This is a genomic window from Streptomyces sp. NRRL S-37, from assembly GCF_000721605.1.
Lineage (GTDB): Bacteria > Actinomycetota > Actinomycetes > Streptomycetales > Streptomycetaceae > Streptomyces.
In genome coordinates this window covers 509,763-535,243 of sequence record NZ_JOIZ01000001.1, presented here as the reverse complement: position 1 = coordinate 535,243, position 25,481 = coordinate 509,763, and the positions used below count along the sequence as shown (strand labels likewise).

Sequence of the window (25,481 nt, the reverse complement as noted above, 5' to 3'; positions counted from 1 at the left end):
CGTGCGCCAGGTAGTGCCGGCCGGCGCTCGTCAGGGCGACGCTCCACTGCCCGGCCTTCCGGGAGACCTTCACCAGGCCCCGGTTGTGCAGCGCCTGACAGGTGGTCTTGTAGGAGCTGGTCTCCCATACGCCGGCAGGGCACCCGTCTCTCACCCACTGCAACACCGAGAGCTGCCGCTCATTGACCCGCCGTTCCAATGGCCCGCCTTCGACTCGCAGTGACGTACGACGGCGGCATGCTGTCAGTTCCGTTGGCAGGCGACCAGCGCTTCGACTCGATTCGTCCGAACGAGCGAGCTGACGTGGGTGCAAGCCCGCTAGACATCACGTGGCTACGCGGCACCCACGCCACCCTGCAGACGCACCTCGCAACCAGCAGCTATTCCAACGGCATGAACCCGGAACCCTCGACGGTTTTGCCGCCCTCCGCCCGCGGACATGGCCACCCGGTCGAGACTGTCCGGCGGGGACCGGGCGGTCAGTCATTGCCGGTCATGACTGGGTGGGGAGTCGACTCGTTCTCAGCCTGCTTCGGCCGCGTTGGGCACTGGTTCGGGCGAAGCTTTCCGGCTGTGGTCGGGAGGTGCCGATGCGCCGGGGTCGATGGGACGGTTGCGCGATGCCGTCCCGGACGGGGGTCTGACTCATGAGATCTATGACCGAAGTGTCCAGTCACAGGCATGTCGACTGCCGTTGCGGAATGGCGCTTGCCGGTACCGAGCCACAGGGCGTGTCCCAATAGGGGCCTTGCCGCGTTCCAGGCGCCATCACGGTTCAGACCGCCCGAGCGGGCCGGTGCCATCCACCAGGAGTCACGTCATCACGTGGGAGGGAATCATCATGACAAGCCGACAGCACAGCGCCTCCTCAAGCACGGATCCTCCCGTTCGGCGCGAGGTCGTCCTGGGCGTGGACACGCACGGCGAGGTGCACGTCGCCGCCGTGCTCTCCCCGCTCGGGAAGATCTTGGCGACCGAGTCCTTCCCTGCGACGGCAGCCGGCTACCGGCAGCTGCTCGTGTGGGCCCGCAAGCGGGGAACGGTGCGCCGGGCCGGCGTGGAAGGCACCGGCACCTTCGGCGCCGGCCTGTCCCGCTACCTGCTGGCCCAGCAGATCCAGGTGTTCGAAGTGAATCGGCCCGACCGCTCGGCACGCCGGCTGCTCGGGAAGTCGGACCCGCTCGACGCTCAGGCCGCCGCGCGGGCCGTGCTCAGCGGTCGCGCTCGAGCCCAGGCCAAATCCGGCGATGGGCCGGTGCACAGCGCCCGGATCTTCAAGCTCGCCAAGGACTCCGCGGTCAAGGCCCGTACCCAGGCAATCAACCAGCTCAAGGCCGTCCTGGTCATCGCCGACCCCGCCCTACGGGAACAACTGTCCAGCCTCGGCAACCGCGAGCTGTTCCGCACCTGCGCACGCCTCGGCCTATCCGACAGTGGGGGAGACGAGGACGCGGTGGCCCAGGCCACCCACCTGACGTTGCGTATGCTCGCCGAGCGCGTTGAGCAGCTCACCGGGCAGATCGATGAGCTGAACCAGCGCCTGACGCAGCTCGTCGAACACCACGCCCCACAGCTGCTCGAACCGGTGGGCATCGGCCCGGACAGCGCCGTCACTCTCCTGATCACCATGGGAGACAACCCCGAGCGACTGAACACCGAGGCATCCTTTGCTGCCCTTTGCGGAGTCAGCCCCATCGAGTACTCCTCGGGCCGGAGGAGCACACGCCGGCTCAACCACGGCGGCGACCGCCAGGCGAACGCGGCCCTGCACCGCATCGTCTTCACCCGCCTGCGCCACGACCCGCGCACCCAGGCGTACTACGAACGCCGCACCCAGGAGGGCAAGACCCGACGTGAGATCATCCGATGCCTCAAGCGGTATGCCGCCCGCGAGGTCTTCAACCTGGTCAGACCGGCTTCCCTCGCCCCCGCGTTATAGGGGCGTCTGCGACGAGAAGCCCCGCAGGTGCGGCCTAGAGTCTGTCCGGTGGATCATGTGACCTTCTGACTGGTCACTCGTTGGTTCGGTCATGGGTCGGGGGGATCTGACGAATCGCGAGTGGTCGCTGTTGGAGCCACATCTGCCGCCTGCGGGTGGCCGGGGCGGCCGGTGGAACGACCACCGCACGGTGGTCAACGGGATCCTGTTCCGGATCCGGACCGGTGTCCCCTGGCGTGATCTGCCGGAACGCTATGGCTCGTGGAAGACCGTCTACGAACGGCACCGCCGCTGGTCTGCGGACGGAACCTGGGACCGGATCCTGCAGTCGGTCCAGGCCGACGCCGACCTCGCAGGGCGGATCGACTGGTCGATGATCGGCGTCGACTCGACGTCCTGCCGAGCCCATCAGCACGCGGCCGGCGCCCGCAAGATGCGGCCGCGGGTCCCGAAAAAAGGACGACGCCTCGGCACCACCGCCCCGACGAGGGACTCGGACGGTCCCGGGGCGGCCTGACCTGCAAGATCCACCTAGCCGGCGAAGGCGGCTGCCGCGGGAGGGCCGGGTTGACCGCGCTGGGGGTGAGATTGCTCAGGCAACCGGGCTGGCGCCTTGCGAGGCTGCGGAGTTCGTTGGCGGCGCTTGCGGGGATTCGGCCCGCGAGCAGATGGGGTGGGCCGCCGGCGGGGTGGGGCACGGCCTAGCGGGGCTTCCGAACGGGTGGGTTGCAACGGCGGCGCGGCGCGGTTGCACGCGGTTGTCCTCTTGGGAGCCACCCGAAGCAAGGGGCACAACGACGGCACGTCTCGTACGACCGATGCGCAACACACGACCTAGGGACTTCACGCGATCGACCAGGACACGGTTGTTTGCTTGCGTGAAATCTAGCGCCTCCTGGTACGACGCACGAGGCCGCCTGAAGTCGTCCTGCACGGGCTGCCCCTCGCTGCGGCAGGCCCAGGGGCAGCAGCGGCTGACCACGCCGTTCTCCGGCTCGTACGCAGCAGTTCGGGCGCCCCAGTTGCTGTCGTCGGGCGGCCGATGCGCCGATTTGATCGACCAGGTCCTGGGCAGGCGGTTCCCGGGCGCGGTGCGGGGATTCCGGCAGCCGACCCGCCGCGCGGCACGCATCGGTTGCAATCCGCCACGTTGGAGGGCTGACGGGTTCACACCTCAGTGAGCCCGGGGCGGATGGGGCCGCCACCACAGCCTCGAGCGGAGGCCGTGGTGGTCGGCGGTCATGGTGTCGTGGTGGCTACGGGATTGAGTCCAGGTAAGGGCACGCGTGTTCCCTCATCATTCGGATGGCGTGTTCGTGTTCGTCGTCGTCCTCGATTACGAGAGCCTGACGCGTCATGGTGTTGTAGATGGCGCCGGGACCGTTCTTCGTCCGGACAACCACCCAGCCTTCTTCCGACCCGTCCCAGAGGAATTCGTACCCGCCGGTCTTCTGTGTCACTTGAGCTGGCTCCACTCTGAGATTCCGTCCTTAGTGAAAGTAGTTACCAACCCATTCCTTCCGACGGGAATGACCATTGAGGAGCGCATCGGTGACCCGGCGCTCTCGAACAGTTCCAGGAGCGCCTTGTCCGCACTGCTCGGCCAACGGGTTCCGCCCGGATGGGTGTGGTAGATGAGGATGGTATCCGCCGAGACAGGCACTCTCACTGCGGCGACCTCACCGGAGTAGAGGAAGTACTGCCCCCCGGCGCCCTTGGGGCCTGGCCCCAGCTTGTAGGTGACGGCGAACTCGACCCCGTGCTTGATGGTCAGATTCTCCAGTTCTGTCACCGTAGGACGGCGGTCAATCGTCACGCCTGCAGAGCCGGGAAGCCCCTCGCCCTTACGGGCCCCGTAGAGGAGCCGTGTAATCGCACTTGCTCCCGCCTCTGCGGCAATGCCGCTACTGGGGTTGACCGCAGTTCGTCGCCACCCCGTCAGGCCGCCGATCCCAACGAGGGCGATTTGCTGGGTGAGTTCCTCCGCGGTCTCGGCGTAGAGGTCGGCGAGGGCGTCGCAGCCCTGCTGGCGGAGCATGTATTCGGCGCGGTAGAGGCGGTAGGCGGGGCGGACGGGGAGGTACTTGTCGACGAAGGCGCCGGCGCCGCCGTTCTGGCCGGTGAACGCGTCGTACGCGTCTCCGAGGAAGACGAAGGGGGACTTGAAGACGTCGACGAAGGCGTCGCCGAAGATGCCCGCTGCTTCGCCGAGGCTGTCGACGCGGTCGTTGTTGGGGTCGTCGGGGGTCAGTCCGCTGGGGTCGGTCAGGAGGGTGGGGACGTTGTCGGCGTAGGCGTAGGGCGAGTTGTACGGCGTGGTCTGGGCGCGGGCGGCGGGGTCGGGTCGGGTGAAGCGGCCGGTGGTGGTGTTGTACTGGCGGGCGTGGAGGTCGAGGTTGCCGGTGGTGGTTTCGTGGCGGGCGCCGGTGTAGGCGGGAGGGCTGGCGGGGGCGCCGCCGGTGACGGTGCCCAGGACCCGGGTGCCGAACGGGTCGTAGGCCCAGCGCTGGTAGAGGGTGCCGGTGCTGTTGGTGACGTCGACCGGGGAGCCCTGGGTGTCGTGGTGGTAGTAGAAGAGCGCACCGGTGCCGGTCCTGACGGAGGTGGGCTGGCCGAGGGGGTCGTAGCGGAAGGACTGTTTGATGGTCCAGGCGCTGTCGTATTCGGTGGCCAGGATCGGCAGCGGGGCGTTGGGGTCCCACTGGGTGCGGTGGGTGACCGCGCCGTCCTTGAGGGTGGCGACCTGGTTGCCGCTGGCGTCGTGGTCGTAGGTGTAGGCGGTGCCGCCGACGGTGGCGGCGGAGATCTGCCCGGCCAGGTCGTAGGTGTAGGTGTCGGCGCCCTTCTTGGTCTGGTTGCCTTCGGCGTCGTAGTCGTAGGCGGTGGTCGTGGTGCCGGTGGTGGTGGAGGTGAGCTGGTCGGCCGCGTCGTAGGCGTAGCTGGTGGAGGTGGTGCCGAGGGTGGAGGTCAGGCGGTTGCCGACCTTGTCGTAGGTGTAGGACGTGGCGCGGCTCGCGGCGCAGCCGGCGACCCAGGGCTGCGGGAAGCAGCCGGAGGTGAGACGGCCTGCGGTGTCGTAGGTGAGGTCGTAGCCGGTCGTGCCGACGCCCGCGCGGGTGATGTCGACGTGGGTGGGCAGGCCCGCGGGGGAGAGGGTGTGCGCGGTCTTGGTGACCGTGGTGCCGGCCTTGGCCGAGGTGACGGTGGTGAGGCGGCCGGCCCGGTCGTAGGCGCGGTCCTCCGTCTCGGTGTTGGGCAGTGCGGACCTGGTGAGGTTGCCGGCCGGGTCCCAGGTGTAGGTGGTGGTCTTGCCGTCGGCCAGCATCGTGGCGGTGCGGCCGTCGTTGTCGTAGGTGTAGGTGATCGTGTTGCCGTCGGAGTACTTGCGGGTGAGCATCTGCCCGGCGGCGTCGTAGGTGTAGGCGAAACCGCGCGTCTTGGTGAGGTTGCCGACCGCGTCGTAGACGAAGTCCTCGGAGATCTTGGAGTTGGCGCGGGCAGTGATGTGGCCGGCGTCGTCGTAGCCGAACGTCGCGTCGGGGGTGGAGTCGGAGTAGTCGACCTTGGTGAGCAGGCCGCGCGGGTCGTAGATGTAGCCGGTGGATCCGCGGGGCGTGGTCTTCTTGGTGAGGTTGCCGGCGGCGTCGTAGGCGTAGGTGGTCTCCCGCTTCAGCGGGTCGGTGACCGAGGTGAGGCGGCGGGCCGCGTCGTAGCCGTACGTGGTGACGTGCCCGTTGGCGTCGGTGCGCTCGGTGACGTTGCCAGCCGTGTCGTGGCCGTACGTGGTGACCGCGCCGTCCGGAGCGGTGACTTCGGTCAGCCGGTCCAACTTGTCGTATCCGTAGGCGGTGGCGCGCTTGTCGGCGTCCGTCTGCTTGACGACGTTGTTCACGGCGTCGTAGGCGGTGGTGGTCACGCCGCCGAGCGGGTCGGTGACCGTGGTCGGGTTGCCGGCCGGGTCGTAGCCGTAGGTGGTCGTGTACTGGGCCGGGTCGGCGCCGGTGGCGTTGCCTCGCGGGTCGACGGCGGTGGCTTGGCGGCCGTCGGCGTCGTAGGTCCAGCTCTCCTTGTGGCCGAGCGGGGAGGTGCGGCTGAGGAGGTTGCCGTCGGCGTCGTAGGCGTAGGAGGTGGTCTTGCCCAGCTGATTGGTGCTGCTGGTCAGCCGGTTGTTCTTGTCGTAGACGGAGCTGACCGTCTCGCCCGCGGCGTCGGTGACCTTGGTGACGTTGTCGTTCGCGTCGTAGGTGTAGCCGGTGGTGTGGCCCAACGGGTCGGTGACCACCAGCGGACGGTTGATCGCGTCGTAGGTCGTGGTGGTCGACGCGCCGGTGGGCCCGGTGACCTTGGTGCGGTTGCCTGCCGCGTCGTAGGTGTAACTCGTGGTGTGGGCGGCCGGGTCGGCGCCGGAGACGTTGCCGCGCGGCGAGACGCTGCTCAGCAGGCGTCCCACCTTGTCGTAGGTGTAGGTGGTCTTGCCGCCGGCCGCGTCGGTCTCGGAGGCCAGACGCCCGCTTGCGTCATAGGTGCGGGTGACGGAGTTGCCGGCCGGGTCGGTGGTCCGGGTGAGGTGTCCGGCGTCGTCGTAGGTGAACGTGGTGGTGTCGCCCGCCGGGTTCTTGGCCGAGGTCAGTTGCTCGGCTCCGTTGTACTCGTAGGTCGTGGTGCGGCCCAGGGGGTCGGTGGCCGAGCTGAGCAGGCCGCGGCCGTCGTAGGCGTACGTCGTGGTGTGGTCGGCCGGGTCGGCGCCGGTGACGTTGCCGCGCGGGTCCGTCTTCGTCAAAATCCGGCCGGCCATGTCGTAGGTGAACGTCGTCTTCTCACCCAGCGGCGTGGTGACCGAGGTGCGGTTGCCTGCCGTGTCGTAGCCGTATGTGGTGACCTTCCCGCGCGGCGTCGTCACGGTCTCCAGCGCACCGAGCGGGGTGTACGTGTAGGCGGTCTTGCCGCCCAGTGGGTCGGTGGTCGATGTCAGCTGGTTCGATGTGTTGTAGGTGTAGGTCGTCTTGTTCTTACGGCCGTCGGTGTGGCTGGTGATGTTGCCCGCACCGTCGTAGGTCCAGCTCTCCGCGTAGCCGAGCGCAGAGGGTGCGCTGCGGGTGAGCATCCGCCCGGCGCTGTCGTACGTCATCTCGGTGGTGTTGCCGCGCTGGTCGGTGATGGCGACGGGCCGCAGATGACGGTCGTAGTCGTAGGTGATGCTCTTGCCGTACGGGTCGATCGTCTCCATCAGGACGTTGCCGGCGTACACGTCGGTCCACACGCCGCCGTCGGGGGCCGTGGTGTGCGACTCGCTCTTGCCGTCCCAGGTGAACGTGGTGGTCTTGCCGTTCTGGTCGGTCTGGGACTTGATACGGCCCGCGGTGTCGTAGATGTTGGTGACCTTGCCGCCCGCCGGGTCGGTGTAGGACGACAGCCGCTTGTTCGCGTCGTACGCGTACGACGACGCCTTCCCGGCAGGGTCGGTCACCGAGGTCAGCAGACCGCCGGTGTAGCCGTACGACACCGATGTACCGTCGGGCAGGCTCACCTTGGACAGCAGTCCGTCGGTGCCGGGCGTGAAGGTGGTGGTGCGGCCGGCGGCGTCCTTGACGGAGGCAAGAACGCCGGACGCGTACGCCAGGCTCAGGCCCTTGCCCACCTTGTCGACCACGGAGGTGAGCCGGCCGCTGCTGTCGAAGGTCCGCTTGGTGTGGTCCGGCGTGGTGATCGTGTAAGTGCTCGTGCCCTTGACCAGTTTGGCCGCCGACCCGGCCGGTGCGGCGTACGTGCCGTCACTGTTCTCTGTGAAGACGAACGACGCCCCGTCGTCCGTCCGGTAGGTCACCTTCCCCGTCGCCGCGATCAGCTTGGCGTCGAACGGGGTCGCCCAGCCGCGCCCTAGCAGGCCGACGGCACTTGAGTCGGAGCGGTAGATGCGCTCCAGGGCCAGGGGCACGCCGGGGCTCACCAGGGAGGCGTCGGTGAGTTGTTCGAAGAACATGCCGGTCGCCGTGTTGACCGGGTCGGCACGGTGCGCCTGTGCGTAGCAGGTGCAGATGCCCGCCTGCGAGCCGGGGATCACCGGGGTGTAGAACGCCTCCACGAGCGGTGAGGTGGTGCCGCCCGGACTCGAGGTTCCGTCGGCGCTGTTGAGGAAGACCCAGGCGTAGTACTTCTTGCCGTCCTGGAGGATTCCGCCGAGCTCGCTGCCGGTCCACCAGAAACATTGGTCGGTGGGGTAGGAGTTGCTCGTCCACCAGTCGTAGCACCAGGCCCCGGTGTCCGGGGTGTCTCCGCTGGGATCGTCCGTGGCCTTCTTGATCTCCTGCTGCACGACGGGGTAGCCGCCCTCGTCCAGGACGTACAGCCACATCCCGGTGTACGAATCCCCCCGCTTGGGCAGCTTCACCTGCCCGCCGATCGACAGCATCCCGGGATACGCGGTGGCCCAGGATGACACCCAGGTGGGGTTCTCGGCCGCCGCGGCAAGGGGTTGGAGGGGCACCTCCGACCCGGCGGCGGGCCCGCGTTCGATGCGGTTCCTGTCCGGCCGACTGTGGGGCTTCCCCTTGGTCCCCTTCTCCGGCGCGTCCATGTACTCATGCATCGGCGACCGTTCGTGCCGGTCCTCGTCGATCTGCCTGCGCCGCTCGGCCAGCGTCATGGCCTCGGGGGGCTTGGGCAGGTCGGCGGCTGTCCGGGCCTGCGCCTGTGTGATGGTCGCGGTGGCCGTGGAGGGCGGACGGTCTCGGGGCGACGCCCAGGAGGGGACGACACCTGCTGTGGTCAGTAGAGCCAGGGTCAGAAAGGCCGTGACGAGTCTTCGCGCTTGTGTGCGCACAGTGCATCACCTGCGGGTCAGGAGTGAAGAAAGGTCGCGGGAATGCATGATCAGGAGAACCCTCGAACTAACGTGCTGCGGGAATCGGGGCCGAAACGCGACGGGGTCCCCCCTCGCCCTGGCCATGGGTCTGCTGGCTGAGTGGACGAAGGACTCCGCTGGGCCGCTCGATTTGGCGCGAAGGTGATCCCGAGCGCGAGACGGTGTGGGTAAACGGACCCTCGACGGTGAGTTAAGGGCAGGCAGGGGGCCGGAAAGAAGGGGCTGTTTGAGCGGGGCGAATACGTCATCGTTTGCCAGTCGGTAGCGGACGCGCGCCCTCGCGTCGAGAGGTGACGACCCCAGCGTGCGGGCCCTGCCGCTCGTCGCCGTGGACGACGTCCAGGTAAAGCCGGCGAAGATCTCGCGCAGCCGCTATAGGACTTGTGGCCGGCCGCTTACCGACCGAGGGTTCGAGGCCGTTCGTTCCGTGGTCGATGAAGGACTGCCGGTAAGGCGGGTCACAGGCTGTCTGTCAATGCCGGTCACGAGTGGGCGAGAAGTCAACTCGTTGTCAGTCCGTTCGGGGCAGGTTGAGTGCCGGTTCGGACGAAGCCATCCGGCTGTGGTCGGGTCATGCCGTTGTGCCGGGAGCAGTGGGACGGTGGCGCGGTGCCGTCCCGGGCGGGGTCTGACTCATGAGATCTTTGACCGACGTGTCCAGTCACAGGCGTGTCGACTGTCGTTGCGGGATGGTTTCTGCTGTCACCGAGCCACAGGGCGTGTCCCTATAGGGGCCTTGCCGAGTTTGAGGCGCCATCACGGTTCAGACCGCCCGAGCGGGCCGGTGCCATCCACCCAGCACGTCACCACCCGGGAGGCGAACCACCATGACGACCAGAGAGCGCAGCACCTCCTCCAGTACGGATCCGCCCAGTCGGGGTGAGGTCGTGCTGGGCGTGGACACGCACGGCGAGGTGCATGTCGCCGCCGTGATCTCCCCACTCGGGAAGATCCTGGGAACGGAGTCCTTTCCGGCCACGGCGGCCGGCTACCGACAGTTGCTCGTCTGGGCCCGCAAGCGGGGTACGGTGCGCCGGGCCGGCGTGGAAGGCACCGGCACCTTCGGCGCCGGCTTGTCTCGCTACCTGCCAGCGCCCGGATCTACAAGCTCGCCAAGGACTCCGCGGTCAAGGCCCGCACCCAGGCGATCAACCAGCTCAAGGCCGTCCTGGTCATCGCCGACCCCGCCCTGCGGGAACGCATGTCGAGCCTCGGCAACGCCGAGCTGTTCCGCACCTGCGCGCGCCTCGGCCCGCACGATGGTGGTGGGGGAGACGAGGACGTGGTGGCCCAGGCCGCCCACATGACATTACGCATGCTCGCCGAACGCATCGAGCAGCTCACCGGACAGATCAATGAGCTGAACCAGCGACTGACCCGGCTCGTCGAACGCCACGCGCCGCAACTGCTCGTACCGGTGGGCATCGGCCCGGACAGTGCCGCCACTCTCCTGATCACCATGGGGGACAATCCCGAGCGACTGAACACTGAGGCGTCCTTTGCTGCCCTTTGCGGAGTCAGCCTCATCGAGTACTCCTCTGGCCGACGGTGCACGCGTCGGCTCAACTACGGCGGCGACCGTCAGGCGAACGCTGCCCTGCACCGCATCGTGTTCACCCGCCTGCGCCACGACCCGCACACCCGGGCGTACTACGAACGCCGCACCCAGGAGGGCAGGACCCGACGCGAGATCATCCGATGCCTCAAGCGGTATGCCGCCCGCGAGGTCTTCAACCTGGTCAGACCGGTTTCCCACACCCCTGCGTTATAGGGGCGTCGGTGCAGGAGACCTGGCTCCGCTACGACGCCTCGACCACCCGGCCGGTGTCGGTCAAGGCGTACCTGTCGGCCACGGTGACGCGGATCGCCATCGACGTGCTGCGCTCCGCCCGGGTGCGGCGGGAGGAGTACGTCGGTCCGTGGTTGCCCGAGCCGCTCCTGGACGATCCGTACGAGGAGCCGGCACGCGCGGCGGAGCTGGCCGACTCCGTGTCCATGGCGGCGCTGCTGCTCCTGGAGCGGCTCAGCCCGCTGGAGCGGTCGGTGTTCGTGCTGCGGGAGGTCTTCGCCTTCGGCTTCGACGAGATCGCCGCGGCCGTGGGGCGCTCGGAGGCGGCGTGCAGACAGCTGCTCGTACGGGCCCGCCGCCACATGAACGAGGGACGGCCTCGCTTCGAAGCGGACCGTCAGGAGCGGCAGGAGCTGGCGAGGCGGTTCTTCGAGGCACTGGCGCGGGGAGACGTGGATGGACTGCAGAGTCTGCTGTCGGCCGATGTCCAGCTCGTCGGGGACGGCGGTGGCAAGGCCCCGCAGCTGGCCAGGGCCGTCGCCGGCGCTGAGAACGTGGCCAGGCTGCTCGCCACCGTCTACCCGCTGATGGCACAGGTCGACATCACGTGCGAACCGCGCGGGGTCAACGGGCAGCCGGGCGCGCTCTTCCGCGATCGCGACGGCAAGGTCCTCCACGTCCTCGCCCTCGACATGCTCGACGGGCAGATCCAGACCATCCGCTCGGTCATCAACCCCGACAAGCTCGGCCACCTCGGTCCGGTCGCCGACGCCTGGGCCGTTGACCGAGAAGTGAAGCAGACTCGTAAACAGCCCAGGTGACCTCCCAGGTGGCAGGACCTGAATCAGAGCAGTCGCAGGTCAAAGCCACCGGAAGTTTGCTTTACCGCCTGGCCGGGACCAAGGCGCATAAGATCGACGGCGCGAAGCACACCCTCACGATGTCACGGAGTAGCTGAGATCCGTCGCGGTGAGCGAGGCGGGCACCAAGCGCAACCACATCGTGCCTCGCTCGCCCGGGTCATCATGCAGGTAGTGCACGAAACGCTCGTCCCACAAAGCCTCGTCCGCACCCAAGTAACGGGCAAGCTTGCGCCGCCCTCTGGGCACGTCGAAAGGCACAAGTTCGGCTTGGCCTCGAGCGATCACCTGTTGGACGCGCCCCGTGGCGAGATCGCACTCGTCCACCGTGAGGGCGACGCTCGGGTCGTCCTTCACGCGGTCGAACAGCCGGGCCCATGGGCCTGTCAAGATCCAGAAAGCGCCCTCTTCCCAGAGGAACCAGACAGGACGCACCGTCGGCCCGCTCGTCGCGATACGAGCGGTGAGCGGCTGCTGCAGGAAAGCTTGTACATCAAAACCAGGAGATTCCACGTCCTCAATCCTCTGTTGCCGCCGTTCACTCCGCCACCGACTTGCGACCTACGACCAAAGCCTCAGACGCCTCAACCCCCCGGAAGAGAAGGCCGAATTGCCCTCCGGTGGCCTCGACGCGGACCAATCCCCGGGGCCGCTGAACGATGTGACGCCAGGGTCACTGGACAACGTCACAGCAACACAAGGGCGCCCAGCCAGCAACGACGTTGGACGAGTCGGTCGAGGTGCACAAGACCCGGAAGCGGATCCGGCTGCTGGAGCAGGAAAACGAGGTGCTGTGGAGGGCTGCGGCGTATCTGTCGTAGGCGCACCTGCCAGCACAATGATGTACCCGCTAAGGTCCGTCCCGTAGTTGATGACCAGGCGTACCGGGTAGTCCGCGGCTTGTATGCGGGGCGCGGATCACCTGCTGCCCGACTTGATCCACGGCCATTTCACGATGCAGACCACGACAGGGGCGACGAGTAGGGCCAATAGCCACAGGCCCACGCTCGCTGGAGAGTAGATATAGTAGTGCCAATGCTCTGGCAAGAGCGACGGCGCGAGTAGGAGCAAGATCAGCGTGGCCCATGTGGCCAGCACGGCGGCTGTCATGCGTACTGCGGTCATCTCTATCGGCTCCCCGAACGATGCTCTTCATTATGGAACGGACAGGCCGAGCAGGCTGCGGTCCACAGACATCACCGAACATCCCACCGGTGAGGTGAACGCACCGGAAGTCATAGTCGCCCCCCGCCAGGAGCCCGGAAGGTGGTGCACATGGACTGCGGCTGGCGAAGTGAACGCCGGTTACGGAAATTGATCTCCGCTCGTGTGCGTGAGGGGCCTGATCGGCTCACGGGGCTGGCCCTGTGCGACAGGTGACAATGCCGCGATGGAGGCTTCTTTACTCTCCTGCGCCTCTGGGAGACCTGGCGACACCACCGAGTACGGGCCGGCGCCGGAACCGAGACATTTCCTCAGCTGTGCAGGCTTCAGGGGATGAAGAGGGCAATCAACAGTGCCAGAGGAAGGAAGAGCAGGGGAACCGACATCATCCAGCCCATGCGCTGGGACGTTCTCGAACCGACGAGAACGCAGAAGGGCAACATGATGAGTGCGTAGAGCAAGTAGAGGACAAACACTACGGATCCGAGTCCAGTCCCCATGGTTCCTCCGACTCCAGACGCCGGAATGGCGTCGTTCAGTGGGTCTGTCCGGTTTGATCACGTGGTGGCGAGGCTGGCCAGGGCCCGGCAGGGCGGCGGATCGGCCGCCGTTGGTGCCGGATCCGTTCACCGGCGTGCCCCAGGACCGCGTCTGACCCGTGTGCGTACCCGGCGCACCAGCTCATCCGCGGCCTGCGGCCACTGTGTGTACTGAAAGTTGAAGCTTGCCTGGTCCAGTCGGCCTGGGACGACTCGGCGGCTCTTCAGCAGCAGTTCGGTGTCGGTACGCAGAGCGAACGCGCCGACCTCGGCCATCCACTTGGTCGCGGGGAGACCCACCGGTACACCCCACGCGGAGCGCAGGGTGCGCATGAATGCGCGCTGTGGCAGGGGATGGGGAGCCGCCAGGTTCACCGGCCCCGCGATGTTTTCCTGGTCGATCAGGAATTCCACCGCGCGCACGAAGTCGTGTTCGTGGATCCACGAGACGTACTGTGCGCCACCGGCGACCGGGCCGCCGAGACCCAGGCGGGCCAGTCCCAGCAGGACGGCGAAGACCCCGCCGGGGTCGGGGCTCATCACCATGGCCGAGCGCAGAGCGACCTTGCGCGTGGCCGGCGTTTCCGCCTGCTGCTGAGCCTGCTCCCAGGCTTTGGCGATCTCGACGCTGTACGCCCAGTAGTCCGGCACGCCCGGTTCGGTACCGCCGATCACACCGGTGGCCTCGTCGTGGGGGGCGTCGAAGCGGTGCGCGTACACCGTCGCGGTGCTCATCTGCAGCCAGACGCGGGGCGGCCGGGCAGCACCCGCGATCGCGGCGCCCACGACCCCGGCGGAGTCGACCCGGGAATCCATCATTTCCTGCAGATTAGCCGTCGTGTACCGGCAACTCACGGAGCGTCCGGCCAAATTGATGACGACATCGCTGCCGTCAACCGCAGCCCTCCACGGCCCCAGGGTCCGACCGTCCCACTGGACCTCGCCCTCGCACCTGGGCCGTCTGGTGAGAATCACGACCTCGTGGCCGGCGCCGGCCAGTGCACGCGTCAGGACAGTGCCGACCTGTCCGGTGCCGCCCGGAATCACGACCTTCATCGGCTCCCCCTCCTTTGTCTCTTATGAGCTTAGACCAAAGAGTTGAACGCGTTCAAAACTATCGTGCGGTCCACCCTTTCAGCCGGCCCCGCCATGAGACCAGGGCGCTGGACTTCAACTGGGAGCGTTGTCCGTCTGATCCCGCAATGCCGAGAGTGGTCCGGGGACGGGTGGCGTTGCGTGTGCCGGGGGGGGCGAGCATCGCGGACTTCGAGACAGCCGTCGGCTCGCCATGAGCAGGTCACACAACCGCCCGGAAGCCTGGCTGGCTGCTGGTCATAGCTGATCTCCGCACCGTCAGATGCGATGACCTCGGTAGCGGTCATGACAGGAGATCGACGATTGCTCCCCTTCCTGTTTCCTCGGCGCGCTGGAAGACCAGCCAGCTCAGGGCCAGGTCCTGCCAGGGCAGGCCGACGGGAGCGTAGGCGGTGAGTTCCCGGCTGTGGTTGCGGGCGAGGGCATCGCCGCGGATGACCTCTCCGAGAGAGGCGGCAGCTGTCGAGGAGGGCAAGCCGGCGTTGGCGAGGGCGCCATGCGTTGCGACAAGTGTGGTGTCGTCGACGATCAGCCGGGCGGAGAGCAGTACCTCGGGGGCGAGTTCCTGCTTGCCGGGCTCGTCGGCACCGAGCGTGGTCAGGTGCTGTCCCGGCCGCACGTCCTTCAGATGCAGCAGGGGTTCATGCGACCAGGTGGCCAGGACCACCACGTCTGCCGCGGCGGCTACCTCCGCCGGCGTCGACGCCACGGTGCCGCCGTGCCGCTGGGCGAAGGCGGCCGCCCGCCGTGCGTCGACATCGTGGACGACCAGACGGCCCCATGATCTCAGCGCGCGAAGTCCACGGATGGTCAGTCCCGCCTGGGCTCCTGCGCCGATCACCCCGACCGTGCATGCGCCCTCGCCCGTCGGCCGGGCGATCAGATCGGTGGCCAGGGCCGCGGCGAGGCCCGTCCGCCAGGCCGTGATGGTGGCGGAGTCGATCAGAGCCAGCAGTTCGCCGTCCGTGCCGCTGTGGAGACAGATCACACCCCGCAGGGACGGGACCGCTCCAGGAAACTTCGCATTGACCTTGACGGTATAGGCGTCCGTCCTCGGAAGCAGTCCGGGCAGCAAGGCTGTCGCAGTACCCGGGAAGGGAAGATCGGTGCGCACCCGCTGGCCTGGCGGAGAACTGTGCACGGACGCGGCAAACCCTTCTCGAAGCACCCTGATGCAGTCCGAGGGATCCAGCAGTTCCAGCAGGTCCGTGCGCGTCAGAATCCGGGTCATGCGCCTCAGGGTTTCACGCAGTTCTCCGGCGGCCAGTAAAGGGGACGATGCCACGCCTGGTCCCAGACGTGTGGTGAACCTCCCCTCGGGCAGCATGCGCAACCAGCCTTTCAGGGGGATGTCGGTAGAGAATGGGCGTGATCGGTGGCCGTTGGGGTGCCAGCGACAGCGAAATCCTGCTGTCGCTGCCCATCGAAGCCTTCGTCACTGGATCGATAGCCTTGGCCGACGCTCGCCTCGCCAACTGCTAGACCTCCCCCGAGCCTCGAGCAGGGCAAAGCCCATTGCCACTGGCGGGCGCCAGCTTGTCGGTTCGTCTCGGTCGAACCGGGCAGGCAGCTGACGGACGCCATTATGGGTGCCTTTTTGTCTTACGTCCTTGTGTGCCTGACTCGCGACACGACGCGTCCGCTGCTCAATATCGTCATGCTAACCAGCCGCCGGGTGGCCATTGGCCTGACGATTGGCGATGCGGTCATGGCTCGACATCGGACAACAGCTCACGGGATGCGATACCGAAGGAAAGCGACTTCTCGCATCGAATTCATTCGTACCGCAGGCGCAGTGACTCCTGTTCGGCCTCCTCGACCTGGTCCAGGGTCAGGCCGGGCAGGTTCAGCTGGGCCAGGGTCACCTCGGCGCTGCTCGGCTGGGCGTCGGCGGGCAGCCACTGCTCCGGTCGCCAGGCGTTGGCGCGCATCAGTGACTTCGGGCAGTGCGGATAGACCTGCTCGACCTGAACCACGAGCGCTGTGACCGGTGGCTTTCCCACAGGGGTGAGTTGGGCCAGCAGTTCCGGGCGTGCCGACACACAGGCGCGGCCATTGACCCGCAGCGTGGTAGGGCGACCGGGGATGAGGAAGAGCAGCCCGACGCGTCCGGTCTGCAGCACGTTGTGCATCGTGTCGAGCCGCTTGTTACCGGTCGCGTCGGGGATCACCAGGGTCTGCTCGTCCAGCACCGAGACGAACCCGGCGGCACCGCCGCGTGGAGTCACGTCCGCCCGGCCCTGGCGGTCCGCACTGCCGATGAACACCAGTGAGGAACAGCCGATCAGCGCCCGGGTCTCCTCGGTGAGGCGGTCGGTCTCCTTGCGTAGCGAGTTCGGGTTCGGCTGCGGATAGAGTTCGCGCAGCTGGTCCTGGCTGGTGAGCGCGTCCGCCCGGAGGGAATCGAACAGCAAGCCGACGGCGTCGGTGTCGATCATCATAGGGACGACCCTAGAAGACGACCCGGTGTACCGGGGGCGGAAACCGGAACGTGCCCCTGCTCGGAGAGCCTCCGACTCAGGTCATGGGGATGACGCGTCCGGGATCTTCGATGGCCCGGGCGACGAGGTCGTGGATCATGAACTGCCCGGGGCCGCAGTTCTCCTTGAGGCGGGCGAGGTTGTCGGGGCCGAACCAGTCGTAGGCGGAATGCTTGGACCATTCCAGCTCTGGGTGGTCCAGGTCGCCGTCGACCTCGATCAGGTAGTCGGCCTCGTGACGCAGGCCACCGCCGTCGTCCCCCGTCCAGGTCGTGGTACCAAGGAGCTGCCGCACGTGGGTCAGGTGCCAGCCGGTCTCCTCCTCGACCTCGCGTGCGAGTGCCTCCAGAAGTGTTTCGCTCTCCTCGACATGGCCGCCCACGATGTCCCAGGTGCCGGGAAACAGGCGACGGTCCCCGCTCCGCTTCTGGGCGAAGGCGCGCCCCTCCCTGTTGAGGATGACGGCGCCGACGGTCCAGACCTCGCCCGCACCAGGGTTGGGCACCTCGACATCATCGTTGACGGTGAACGACCGTTTGTGAGTGGGCATGACCGATAGCGTAGACCTGGCTCTCGCCCGGCTTGCCGGAGTCGTCATGGTCAGCGGCCGTGGCATCCGTCGGGGTACCGATCTGTCCGCGCCGCAGACCGCGCCGCCGCGATGCACCGCACCAATCGATCCACGAATCAGGGACGACACCATGAGATGGGACAACCACCGCGTTGTCATCACAGCCGCCGGCCGCGACTTCGGACGGACCCTGGCCATCCGCCTCGCGGACCTCGGTGCCGAGGTCTTTCTCTCGGCACGCCACCTCGCCGCCGCCGAGCGAGTCCGCGACGAGCTCCGCGGCCGCGGCCACCAGCGGGTGCACGCCTTCGCCTGCGACCTGACGGAGCCCGCCTCGATCCGCGACTTCGCTTCCGGCGTCGCGGACCACACCGACCGCGTCGATGTCCTCATCAACAACGGCTCTCGCTATCTGACGGGGCCGGACCTGCTGTCCGCGACCGACGCCGACGTCGTCGACACCATCGCCTCCGGTGCCACGGGCACCGTCCTGGCAACGAAGAGCTTCCTCCCCCTCCTGCTCAACTCGAACAAGCCGGATGTCGTGACGATGGTCTCCGCATGCGGAACACCGGGCCACCACCGCTCGGACGCGCACGACGCCTTCTACGCGGCCAAGAGCGCCCAGGCGGGGTTCACCGAGATCCTCTCCAGGCGCCTGCGTCCTCAGGGAGTCCGGGTGATCTCGCTCTACCCGCCCGACTTCCTTAACGCCGATCCGCTCTCCGAGGAGTGGGAGACCACCCAGCGGGCGGCCGAGGACGCCCTCACCGCGCAGTCGCTCGTGGAGTGCATCCTCTTCGCCGTCGCCCAGCCCCGTGACTGCTTCATCAAGGCGTTTCATTTCGAACAGGTCTGACCCACGCACTGGCACGTCACAGTACGACGGCCGGGGCCATGCCGCTCGGACGGCCGTCGCCGACTGGGCTGTGGACATTCAGGCAGATCGAGTTGCCGATTACTCGGGGGACTTGGCAGTCCCTCATCCGGCGGGCGGAGCCGTGATCAGGTCCATGCTCGGGTAACTGCCCGTGACGAAGCCCGCGGCCTCGTACACCGGCCTTCCGGCCATGCTGGCGTGCAGTTGGACGTAGTGGATGCCCGCCGTGCGGAGGCGGCCGACCAGTGCGTCCACGATGCGGCGTGCGTGGCCTTGGCCGCGGGCGGGGACGTCGGTCACGATGCCGTCGAGGTAGCCGCGGCGTCCGTCGGGCCAGCGCGCACTGGGCAGATGGTAGGTGATCCAGGCCATGCCACAGGCGAGGAGGGGTTCACCGGGTTCGCCCCCGACGACCAGGCAGACACAGTCGTCGCGACGGTTGATGCGCTCCTCGAACCAGCCGTGGGCGATGCGCCGCCACGGCGTGTCGGCCGGCCCGGGATCCATGCCCAGGCCCTCCAGCGCGACTGCGCGCAGCCGGATCAGTTCCGGTATGTCGGCCGTGAGTGCCTCGCGAGGTTCCATGTCCTGACTCCTCCTGTTCCAGCTTGCTTCAGCGATCGATCTTGAGCAGGACACGGCCGAAGGGCCGATCCTCGATCAGATGGCGTTGCGCCTCGGCCGCCTGTTCCAGTGGCAGCACGCGAGCGACGACGGGGTTGATGCGGCCCGCTGCCAGCCACCTCAGCAGGGTTACTCTGGCAGCCCGTGCGACGTCGGGCGGGGTCGTCGTGAACGTGTAGCCACGGGCGGTGGCGTTTTTCCATATCAAGTCGGTGATGTTCACCGTTCCTTCGATGCCGCCGGCGTATCCGACACCGACGTAGACACCTCCGTGTGCGAGGGAGGCGATGCAGTCACCGAGCACCGGACCGGCGACGCCGTCGACCACGACGTCGGCGCCCCTGCCGCCGGTGATGCGTGCGACACCGGCGGCCAGGGATTCGCGGGACAGGTCGATCACGTGCTGGTGACCGGCGGCGCGTGCCTGTTCCGCCTTGTCGGTGCGGCTGGCGGTGGTCAGGACCAGGGACGCGCCTAGCTCGCGGGCCACCTCCACGGCGCCCATGCCGACAGAGCCGCCGATGCCCGGTGCCAGGACGGTGCAGCCGGCCTTCAGCCCGGCCACCCGGGTCAGCACAAGGTAGGCGGTGCTGTATCCGGCACCAGCGAACAGGGCACAGGCGGCCTCGTCGCCCACTCCGTCGGGAATCGGTATCAGCTGGGGGGCCTCCGCGGTCAGTTGCTCGCGCCAGGTGCCGTCCGTGCGCCAGCCGAGACCACCGCCGCCGACCACCACGCGCGTGCCCTCCGCCAGGCCGGTCGCTCCAGGGTCGGTGACCCGACCCACTCCGCCACCGCCGGGTACGAGGGGCGGCGCCCGGTGCAGGGAAGCATCCATCCGGCCCGCCCTGATGGTGTCGTCGGCCGGGCTCACCTCGGCGTAGGAGAGCCTGATCGACGCCCGGCCGCCGGTAGCCGGTTCGGCGGGGCGCTCCACGAGTTGCAGTTCCTCGTAGCCGCCGTGGCGCCGGTACTCGATCGCCAGCATGGCGTTACACCTCCGTAGGTGAGATGGCAGGACCACCCGGGTCCGCCGGAGGTCCGCGTCGATGAAACAAGTTCAGTTACAACTAAGGGTGAGCGCGAAACCGGCCGCGCCGGGGCGCAGGTTCAGTCGGAGCGGATGGCCAGGGTGTCCCGCAGGACGTCCGCGATCGTGACCCTCGCGAGCTCCCGGCGAACGGCCTCCTCCGCGTCGGCGTAGACGTCGCGCAGCGTGGGCCGGATGCCACGGCCGATGGGGCATGACTGGTTCGGTTCGCCGCGATGCAGGGCGAAGAGAGGCTCGTCGTGCACCGCGCGGAAGACGTCGAGCATGGTGATGGACTCCGCGGCGCGAGCCAGCGTCCAGCCGGCCCCCGCGCCGTGCCGGACCGTCACCAGCCCCGCCTCTCGCAGATCCGCGAGGCTGCGCCGGATCACGACCGGGTTTGTGGCCACGCTCGTGGCGATCTGGTCCGAGGTGACCACCACGCGTCCGCGATCGTGCACCAGGGCCATCCAGGTCAGCACATGGACAGCGACGGTCATCCTGCTGTTGGCGCTCACATCCTCCACCCCCCTTGCTGTAACAGTAATTCTTACAGCAAGGGGAGGCGGTGGAAAGCGCCGCGCACTGTCGCACACGGTCAGGACGGACGCGAGCGACGTGGACCCCCTGCGAACGCGGCCTTCGCCATGTCCCGCCCGAGCACGACTTGACCCTCCCCCTACGTCAGGCTTGAGGCTGCGTGCTGACGAAGGGGCAGGTGGATGAGCTACTCCGTGGGACAGGTTTCGACATTCGCCGGGGTGACGGTGCGGACCCTGCATCACTACGACAAGGCGGGACTGCTCTCGCCCAGTGACCGCAGCCACGCCGGATACCGCCTCTACAACGAGGCCGACCTCGTCCGTCTCCAGCAGATCCTCTTCTACCGCGAACTCGGCTTCCCCCTCGACGAGATCGCCGCGATCTTCAAGGACCCGCAGGTGAACCCCCTGGAGCGGCTCCGGGCCCGGCAGCGAGAACTGAACGAGGAGATCGCCCGCCTGCAGCGACTGGCCGAGGTGGCGGAGCGGGCCATCGAGGTCCAGAAGACCGGGGTGCCCCTGACCCCCGAAGAACGCTTCGAGGTCTTCGGCGAGGTCGCCTTCGACCTGAGTTACGCCACCGAGGCAGAGCTGAAGTGGGCGCACTCGGAAGGGCAGCGCCAGCGCACGCTGGTTCACCTCCTGCCCGCCCGACATGCACCGGCGCATCGCGGACGACTTCGTCGCCGACCCGCGCGCCTTCGCCCTGGTCGTACCGCCCTCCCAGCAGCGCCCGGGCCTGGCCGCCTACACGCGCAATGCGGTCCACGCCAACGCGGACCGCCATACGGGCCCGCGCACCGACTCCGAGGAGCAACGATGAGGATCCTGATCGCCGCGGCCGGATCGCGTGGCGACGTCGCGCCCTACACGGGGCTGGGCGCCGCACTGAGCCGGGCGGGCTACGACGTCGCCCTCGCCGCCACCGACGCCTTCGCACCCCTGGCACACGAGGCGGGCCTGGAGTTCCGCAGCCTGCCGGCCGCCACCCGGGCCCGTGGCGATGTCGCGGGCAAACGCGGCCTGATGCGGACCGCCGCCGCGTTCGTCACCGAACTCGGTCAGGGCTTCGCCGACGCCGTGGACCAAGGCACGGACCTGCTCCTGCTGTCCACCACCACGGCCCCGCTCGGCTGGCACATCGCCGAGGCCACGGGCACCCCGAGCCTCGGCGTGTACCTCCAGCCCACCGCACCGACCGGCGACTTCCCGCCCGTCGTGACCGGCTCCCGCTCACTGGGCCGACTCGCCAACCGGGCAACCGGGCGCTTCGCCCTGCGGATGGCCGACCGCGTCTACACACAGGCCGTCACACAACTGCGCCACCGCCTCGCTCTCCCTCCGGCCTCGCCGGCCGAGGCGCGCCGGCGACGGGAACGGGCGAACTGGCCCATCCTGCACGGCTTCAGCACGGCACTGGTGCCCCGACCCTCCGACTGGCGCCCCGGCCTGGACGTCGTAGGAAACTGGTGGCCCCACCACGACCCGGCCGAACGCCTGCCCTCCGAGCTTGAGGACTTCCTGTCCGCCGGACCCCGGCCCGTTCTCATCGGCTTCGGCAGCATGGCCTCCGGTGACGGGGAACGACTGAGCGAGATCGCCGTGCAAGCCCTGCACCGCGCCGGACTGCGCGGCATCCTCCAGGCCGGCAGCGCCCACCTCGCCGCCGACGGGGACGACGTACTCACCATCGGGGACGTACCGCACGCCCTGCTGTTCCCACGGCTGGCCGCGGTGGTCCACCACGCCGGAGCCGGCACCTCCGCCGCCGCGCTGCGTGCCGGAGTACCCGCCGTCCCCGTCCCGGTCACCGCGGACCAGCCGTTCTGGGCAAGGCGGCTCGCCACCGTCGGTGCCGCCACCGACCCGATCCCCTTCCGGTCCCTCACCGCTGAACGGCTCGCCGACTCCCTGCACCAAGTGGTGAAGCAGCAGACGCACAGCCGAGCCGCAGCACAAGCGGCACAACACATGGCGACCGAAAACGGAGCAGGGAAAGCCATCAAGGCCATCCAGCAACTGACCGACGGATGACGCCAATCGGTCCCTCGCGTTCGTCCCGCGTCCATCGAGGAGCCTGGGCCCCCGTGGGCCGCGTCCGCTCAGACGGGCACGCCTGCGAAGGGAGCTGACTCACCCCCTGTCACAGGGACCGATGGGGCGGTGTCTCCTGGTCGAACCGCTCGAACCCGCTCGAAACGAGGGAGACATCATGGCTGAGCATTCCGATGTGGTGGTCATCGGAGGCGGTTACGCCGGCGTCATGGCGGCCAATCGCCTGACGCAGCGCGGTGATGATGAAGGTCTCCTCGCGGCGGACGATCTACTGGGCTCCTGTGAGACCCGACCCGAGCGCGCCGCGGAGGACGAAGCATCCCTATGGAACCGACCGACCCCACGTCCGGACTCCCCTTCATCGATGAGCACCAGGTACGTGTTGTGGCACCCGCGCCGAGTACCTGGGATGCACTCACCACCTGGATCGCCCGGACCCATCTGGGGGTCAGCAGCGGATTCGCCCATCTCGTGGGCGCCGAGCCGCGTAGCGTCACCGGCATACTGCCGCTCCAAGGCTCGACCATTCCCGGGTTCGCGGTGGCCGAAAGCGTGTGCGGGAAGCGCCTCATCCTCGTGGGCAGGCACCGTTTTTCGCACTACGCACTCACCTTCTCGCTGGCGGACCACCCGGACGGAACACTGCTCAGCGCACGTTCACACGCCCTTTTCCCCAAATTGCCCGGGGCGCTTTACCGAGGGCTCGTCATCGGTTCCGGCGGCCACCGTGTTCTCGTCCGCCGCATGCTCCGCGATATCGGCCGAAGCGCGGAAAGCCGAGGGACTGCACGGGCGCCGGTATAACTCCCTCGCCTGATCGGAAGTTGATGACTGCCGCGGCGAGTGGATCGAGGCCGGGAGACCGTTGTGAGCGGTACGGACGCCGTGGATGAACGGGCTGGTCGTCGGGCGCTCACCTGACGAGTAGCTTTGCAGCAGGCGAAAGGATGGCGATGACCTTCGGTGGACTCTTGACGCTCGGGCTCATTGTCGTGGCGGTTCTGGGCGTGACCGGTGCAGGGGTTGGTACCTACGCCCTGATCTGCAACCGGATGCCTGGACGATGGCTCGCCAGAACAGTACGTAACCCCAGGCTTTGGGGAACCGGCATACTGGTCGCGGTCTCTGGCTTGGCCTTCGTCTCATGGATACCCGTCGTCATCGGACTCGGGATCGCTGTCGTCGGTCACACAGTCAACCCCACCGGGTGACCCGGATTCGCCAGACGCGCAGGGTCCATACCGCCAGGTCGGGCCCACAGCTTCCGGCGACTCGTGCACGGTAAGCAGTAAGACCTCGAGCCTGGAGCGGTGATTATGCGATAGCCTCCCGTCCCGTTCGCCCGCCTTCTGTGACGACTCCCCGTCAGTACCAGTCAAGTGCGTGCGAAAGTCAACGCCTTGTCAGCGTGCTCAATCAGGTTGAGCGTCTGTTCGGCCGAAGTCCTCCGGCAGTGATCGAGTCATGCCGCTGTACCGGCATCGATGGGATCGTTGTGCAGCGCCATCCCGGACGGGGTCTGACTCGTGAGATTTTTGACCGAAGTGTCCAGTCACAGGCATGTCGGCCATCGTTGCGGGATGCCGCCTGCCACCGAGCCAGAGGGCGTGTCCCTATAGGGGCCTTGCAGATCAGGCGCCATCACGGTTCAGACCGCCCGGGCAGGCCGGTGCCATCCACTCTGTATCTCACATAGCGGGAGGCGAACCATCATGACGACCCGACCACGCAGCACTTTTTTTGAGCACGGGTCCTCCCGTTCGGCGCGAGGTCGTCCTGGGCGTGGACACGCACGGCGAAGTCCATGTCGCGGCCGTGATCTCTCCGCTGGGAAAGATCCTTGGCACCGAGTCCTTCCCGGCGACGGCGGCCGGCTACCGTCAGCTGCTCGTCTGGGCCCGCAAGCGGGGCACGGTGCGCCGGGCCGGCGTGGAGGGCACCGGCACCTTCGGTGCGGGTCTGTCCCGCTACCTGCTGGCCCAGCACGTCCAGGTGTTCGAAGTGAATCGGCCCGACCGCGCCGCCCGCCGTCTGCTGGGGAAGTCGGACCCGCTCGATGCGCAGGCTGCCGCACGTGCCGTGCTCAGCGGCCGCGCCCGGGCCCGAGCGAAATCCGGCGATGGCCCGGTGCACAGCGCCCGGATCTACAAACTTGCCAAGGACTCCGCGGTCAAGGCCCGTACCCAGGCGATCAACCAGCTCAAAGCCGTCCTGGTCATCGCCGATCCCGTACTGCGGGAACGACTGTCCAGCCTGGGCAACCGCGAGCTGTTCCGCACCTGCGCACGCCTCGGGCCAGACGACGGTGAGGAGGGCGAGAGCGCGGTGGTCCAGGCCACCCATATGACTCTGAGAATGCTCGCGGAGCGGATCGAACAGCTCACCGGGCAGATCAATGAGCTGAACCAACGCCTGACCCAGCTCGTCGAACACCACGCCCCACAGCTACTCGTCCCGGTGGGCATCGGCCCGGACAGCGCAGTCACCTTGCTGATCACCATGGGGGACAACCCCGAGCGGCTGAACACCGAGGCGTCCTTTGCTGCCCTTTGCGGAGTCAGCTCCATCGAGTACTCCTCCGGGCGTCGGAGAACGCGTCGGCTCAACTACGGCGGCGACCGGCAGGCCAACGCCGCCCTGCACCGCATTGTCTTCACCCGCCTACGCCACGACCCGCGCACCCAGGCGTATTACGAACGCCGCACCCAGGAGGGCAAGACCCGACGTGAGATCATCCGATGCCTCAAGCGATATACAGCCCGAGAGGTCTTCAACCTGGTCAGACCGGTTTCCCACACCCCTGCGTTATAGGGGCGTCTGTGATACGCGGGTGATATGGCGAGGCCCTGCCGCGGTCCGTCATGGCGGGGTCTCTGCCCGGATCCGTGAGACGTCGAAGCCGCACCGGAGCGCTCCGGTGCGGCTTCGACGTGAGGTCGAACGCGTTGGCGCGCACGATGCGGTCGGTGCCTCTAAGGGGTCCGTGTGCCTGTAACTCTCTCGGGTGCCTGATTTGCGATCGCACCCGCTTATCCGTCCGTACCGGGGTGC

Annotated in this window: 18 protein-coding genes and 4 pseudogenes; 12 read left to right on the top strand and 10 right to left on the bottom strand. The window is 67.8% G+C overall.

Annotated elements, in window-relative coordinates:
• The first annotated feature begins 841 nt into the window (after positions 1-841).
• A complete protein-coding gene (locus IH50_RS0102175) occupies positions 842-1,939 on the top strand; it encodes an IS110 family transposase (RefSeq protein WP_030856555.1) in 1,098 nt (365 codons plus the stop codon).
• Between the two features lie 91 nt (positions 1,940-2,030).
• Positions 2,031-2,521 (top strand): annotated as a pseudogene (locus tag IH50_RS0102170) (IS5 family transposase); the annotation flags it as partial.
• A gap of 674 nt (positions 2,522-3,195) precedes the next feature.
• Here the strand turns inward: IH50_RS0102170 and IH50_RS0102165 are convergent.
• Both IH50_RS0102165 and IH50_RS0102160 read right to left on the bottom strand, forming a co-directional pair.
• Complete coding sequence (locus IH50_RS0102165; RefSeq protein ID WP_030856548.1) at positions 3,196-3,399, bottom strand: hypothetical protein; 204 nt, start codon at positions 3,397-3,399, stop codon at positions 3,196-3,198.
• Positions 3,396-8,582, bottom strand: coding sequence for a DUF6531 domain-containing protein (locus tag IH50_RS0102160; RefSeq protein ID WP_051767131.1), 5,187 nt, complete (start codon positions 8,580-8,582; stop codon positions 3,396-3,398). Before IH50_RS0102160 ends, IH50_RS0102165 begins: the two co-directional genes overlap by 4 nt.
• A gap of 1,046 nt (positions 8,583-9,628) precedes the next feature.
• Between IH50_RS0102160 and IH50_RS43290 the strand changes: the two genes are divergently transcribed.
• The 3 genes and pseudogenes from IH50_RS43290 to sigJ all read left to right on the top strand — a co-directional run.
• Entirely contained in the window at positions 9,629-10,108 is a 480-nt protein-coding gene (locus tag IH50_RS43290; protein WP_324617111.1) for an IS110 family transposase, read from the top strand.
• Positions 10,003-10,572 (top strand): transposase, encoded by a 570-nt coding sequence (locus IH50_RS43285; RefSeq protein ID WP_324617110.1) that lies wholly within the window; start codon positions 10,003-10,005, stop codon positions 10,570-10,572. Before IH50_RS43290 ends, IH50_RS43285 begins: the two co-directional genes overlap by 106 nt.
• A 5-nt stretch (positions 10,573-10,577) precedes the next feature.
• A pseudogene (gene sigJ, locus IH50_RS0102150) lies at positions 10,578-11,411 on the top strand (RNA polymerase sigma factor SigJ); the annotation flags it as partial.
• A gap of 114 nt (positions 11,412-11,525) precedes the next feature.
• Here the strand turns inward: sigJ and IH50_RS0102145 are convergent.
• From IH50_RS0102145 to IH50_RS0102110, 5 genes are all read right to left on the bottom strand, one after another.
• On the bottom strand, positions 11,526-11,963 hold the full coding sequence (locus IH50_RS0102145; RefSeq protein WP_030856539.1) for a pyridoxamine 5'-phosphate oxidase family protein: 438 nt from the start codon (positions 11,961-11,963) through the stop codon (positions 11,526-11,528).
• Positions 11,964-13,240: 1,277 nt separating this feature from the next.
• Positions 13,241-14,209: a TIGR01777 family oxidoreductase gene (locus tag IH50_RS0102125; protein WP_030856533.1), complete on the bottom strand. Its 969-nt coding sequence runs from the start codon at positions 14,207-14,209 to the stop codon at positions 13,241-13,243.
• Between the two features lie 322 nt (positions 14,210-14,531).
• Positions 14,532-15,479, bottom strand: a complete 948-nt coding sequence (locus IH50_RS0102120) for an ornithine cyclodeaminase family protein (RefSeq protein WP_030856531.1) — start codon at positions 15,477-15,479, stop codon at positions 14,532-14,534.
• A gap of 544 nt (positions 15,480-16,023) precedes the next feature.
• Positions 16,024-16,689, bottom strand: a complete 666-nt coding sequence (locus IH50_RS0102115; protein WP_030856529.1) for an MSMEG_1061 family FMN-dependent PPOX-type flavoprotein — start codon at positions 16,687-16,689, stop codon at positions 16,024-16,026.
• 76 nt (positions 16,690-16,765) lie between these two features.
• Positions 16,766-17,278, bottom strand: coding sequence for an NUDIX hydrolase (locus tag IH50_RS0102110; protein WP_030856527.1), 513 nt, complete (start codon positions 17,276-17,278; stop codon positions 16,766-16,768).
• Positions 17,279-17,429: 151 nt separating this feature from the next.
• Here IH50_RS0102110 and IH50_RS0102105 point away from each other — a divergent pair, with 151 nt between their 5' ends.
• Positions 17,430-18,158, top strand: a complete 729-nt coding sequence (locus IH50_RS0102105) for an SDR family oxidoreductase (RefSeq protein WP_030856525.1) — start codon at positions 17,430-17,432, stop codon at positions 18,156-18,158.
• Positions 18,159-18,281: 123 nt separating this feature from the next.
• On the opposite strand, the gene IH50_RS0102100 is transcribed toward IH50_RS0102105, so the two are convergent.
• The 3 genes from IH50_RS0102100 to IH50_RS0102090 form a co-directional block, all read right to left on the bottom strand.
• Complete coding sequence (locus tag IH50_RS0102100) at positions 18,282-18,764, bottom strand: GNAT family N-acetyltransferase (RefSeq protein ID WP_030856522.1); 483 nt, start codon at positions 18,762-18,764, stop codon at positions 18,282-18,284.
• A gap of 28 nt (positions 18,765-18,792) precedes the next feature.
• A complete protein-coding gene (locus IH50_RS0102095) occupies positions 18,793-19,791 on the bottom strand; it encodes a quinone oxidoreductase family protein (RefSeq protein ID WP_030856520.1) in 999 nt (332 codons plus the stop codon).
• Positions 19,792-19,913: 122 nt separating this feature from the next.
• A complete protein-coding gene (locus tag IH50_RS0102090) occupies positions 19,914-20,351 on the bottom strand; it encodes an Rrf2 family transcriptional regulator (protein WP_030856518.1) in 438 nt (145 codons plus the stop codon).
• A gap of 204 nt (positions 20,352-20,555) precedes the next feature.
• On the opposite strand from IH50_RS0102090, the pseudogene IH50_RS43280 reads away from it, so the two are divergent.
• The 6 genes and pseudogenes from IH50_RS43280 (at position 20,556) to IH50_RS0102070 (ending at position 25,241) form a co-directional block, all read left to right on the top strand.
• Positions 20,556-21,198, top strand: a pseudogene (locus tag IH50_RS43280) (MerR family transcriptional regulator).
• A complete protein-coding gene (locus IH50_RS0102080) occupies positions 21,195-22,409 on the top strand; it encodes a glycosyltransferase (protein ID WP_030856516.1) in 1,215 nt (404 codons plus the stop codon). Before IH50_RS43280 ends, IH50_RS0102080 begins: the two are co-directional and overlap by 4 nt.
• A 178-nt stretch (positions 22,410-22,587) precedes the next feature.
• Positions 22,588-22,671, top strand: a pseudogene (locus IH50_RS42325) (FAD-binding protein); the annotation flags it as partial.
• An 83-nt stretch (positions 22,672-22,754) separates the two neighbouring features.
• Complete coding sequence (locus IH50_RS0102075) at positions 22,755-23,234, top strand: hypothetical protein (protein ID WP_030856513.1); 480 nt, start codon at positions 22,755-22,757, stop codon at positions 23,232-23,234.
• Positions 23,235-23,377: 143 nt separating this feature from the next.
• Complete coding sequence (locus IH50_RS41520) at positions 23,378-23,641, top strand: hypothetical protein (RefSeq protein ID WP_158801142.1); 264 nt, start codon at positions 23,378-23,380, stop codon at positions 23,639-23,641.
• Positions 23,642-24,212: 571 nt separating this feature from the next.
• Positions 24,213-25,241 carry an IS110 family transposase gene (locus IH50_RS0102070; protein WP_078913800.1) on the top strand — a complete coding sequence of 343 codons (1,029 nt, stop codon included), beginning with the start codon at positions 24,213-24,215 and terminating at the stop codon, positions 25,239-25,241.
• Positions 25,242-25,481 lie beyond the last annotated feature (240 nt).

Coding starts and splice junctions, on each gene's coding strand:
- IH50_RS0102100 (WP_030856522.1), bottom strand. CDS start 18,764: ATGGAACCTCGCGAGGCACTCACGGCCGACATACCGGAACTGATCCGG.
- IH50_RS0102095 (WP_030856520.1), bottom strand. CDS start 19,791: ATGCTGGCGATCGAGTACCGGCGCCACGGCGGCTACGAGGAACTGCAA.
- IH50_RS0102120 (WP_030856531.1), bottom strand. CDS start 15,479: ATGACCCGGATTCTGACGCGCACGGACCTGCTGGAACTGCTGGATCCC.
- IH50_RS0102115 (WP_030856529.1), bottom strand. CDS start 16,689: ATGATGATCGACACCGACGCCGTCGGCTTGCTGTTCGATTCCCTCCGG.
- IH50_RS0102075 (WP_030856513.1), top strand. CDS start 22,755: ATGGAACCGACCGACCCCACGTCCGGACTCCCCTTCATCGATGAGCAC.
- IH50_RS41520 (WP_158801142.1), top strand. CDS start 23,378: ATGGCGATGACCTTCGGTGGACTCTTGACGCTCGGGCTCATTGTCGTG.
- IH50_RS0102160 (WP_051767131.1), bottom strand. CDS start 8,582: ATGACGCTGGCCGAGCGGCGCAGGCAGATCGACGAGGACCGGCACGAA.
- IH50_RS0102105 (WP_030856525.1), top strand. CDS start 17,430: ATGAGATGGGACAACCACCGCGTTGTCATCACAGCCGCCGGCCGCGAC.
- IH50_RS0102125 (WP_030856533.1), bottom strand. CDS start 14,209: ATGAAGGTCGTGATTCCGGGCGGCACCGGACAGGTCGGCACTGTCCTG.
- IH50_RS43290 (WP_324617111.1), top strand. CDS start 9,629: ATGACGACCAGAGAGCGCAGCACCTCCTCCAGTACGGATCCGCCCAGT.
- IH50_RS0102175 (WP_030856555.1), top strand. CDS start 842: ATGACAAGCCGACAGCACAGCGCCTCCTCAAGCACGGATCCTCCCGTT.
- IH50_RS0102080 (WP_030856516.1), top strand. CDS start 21,195: ATGAGGATCCTGATCGCCGCGGCCGGATCGCGTGGCGACGTCGCGCCC.
- IH50_RS0102110 (WP_030856527.1), bottom strand. CDS start 17,278: ATGCCCACTCACAAACGGTCGTTCACCGTCAACGATGATGTCGAGGTG.
- IH50_RS43285 (WP_324617110.1), top strand. CDS start 10,003: ATGTCGAGCCTCGGCAACGCCGAGCTGTTCCGCACCTGCGCGCGCCTC.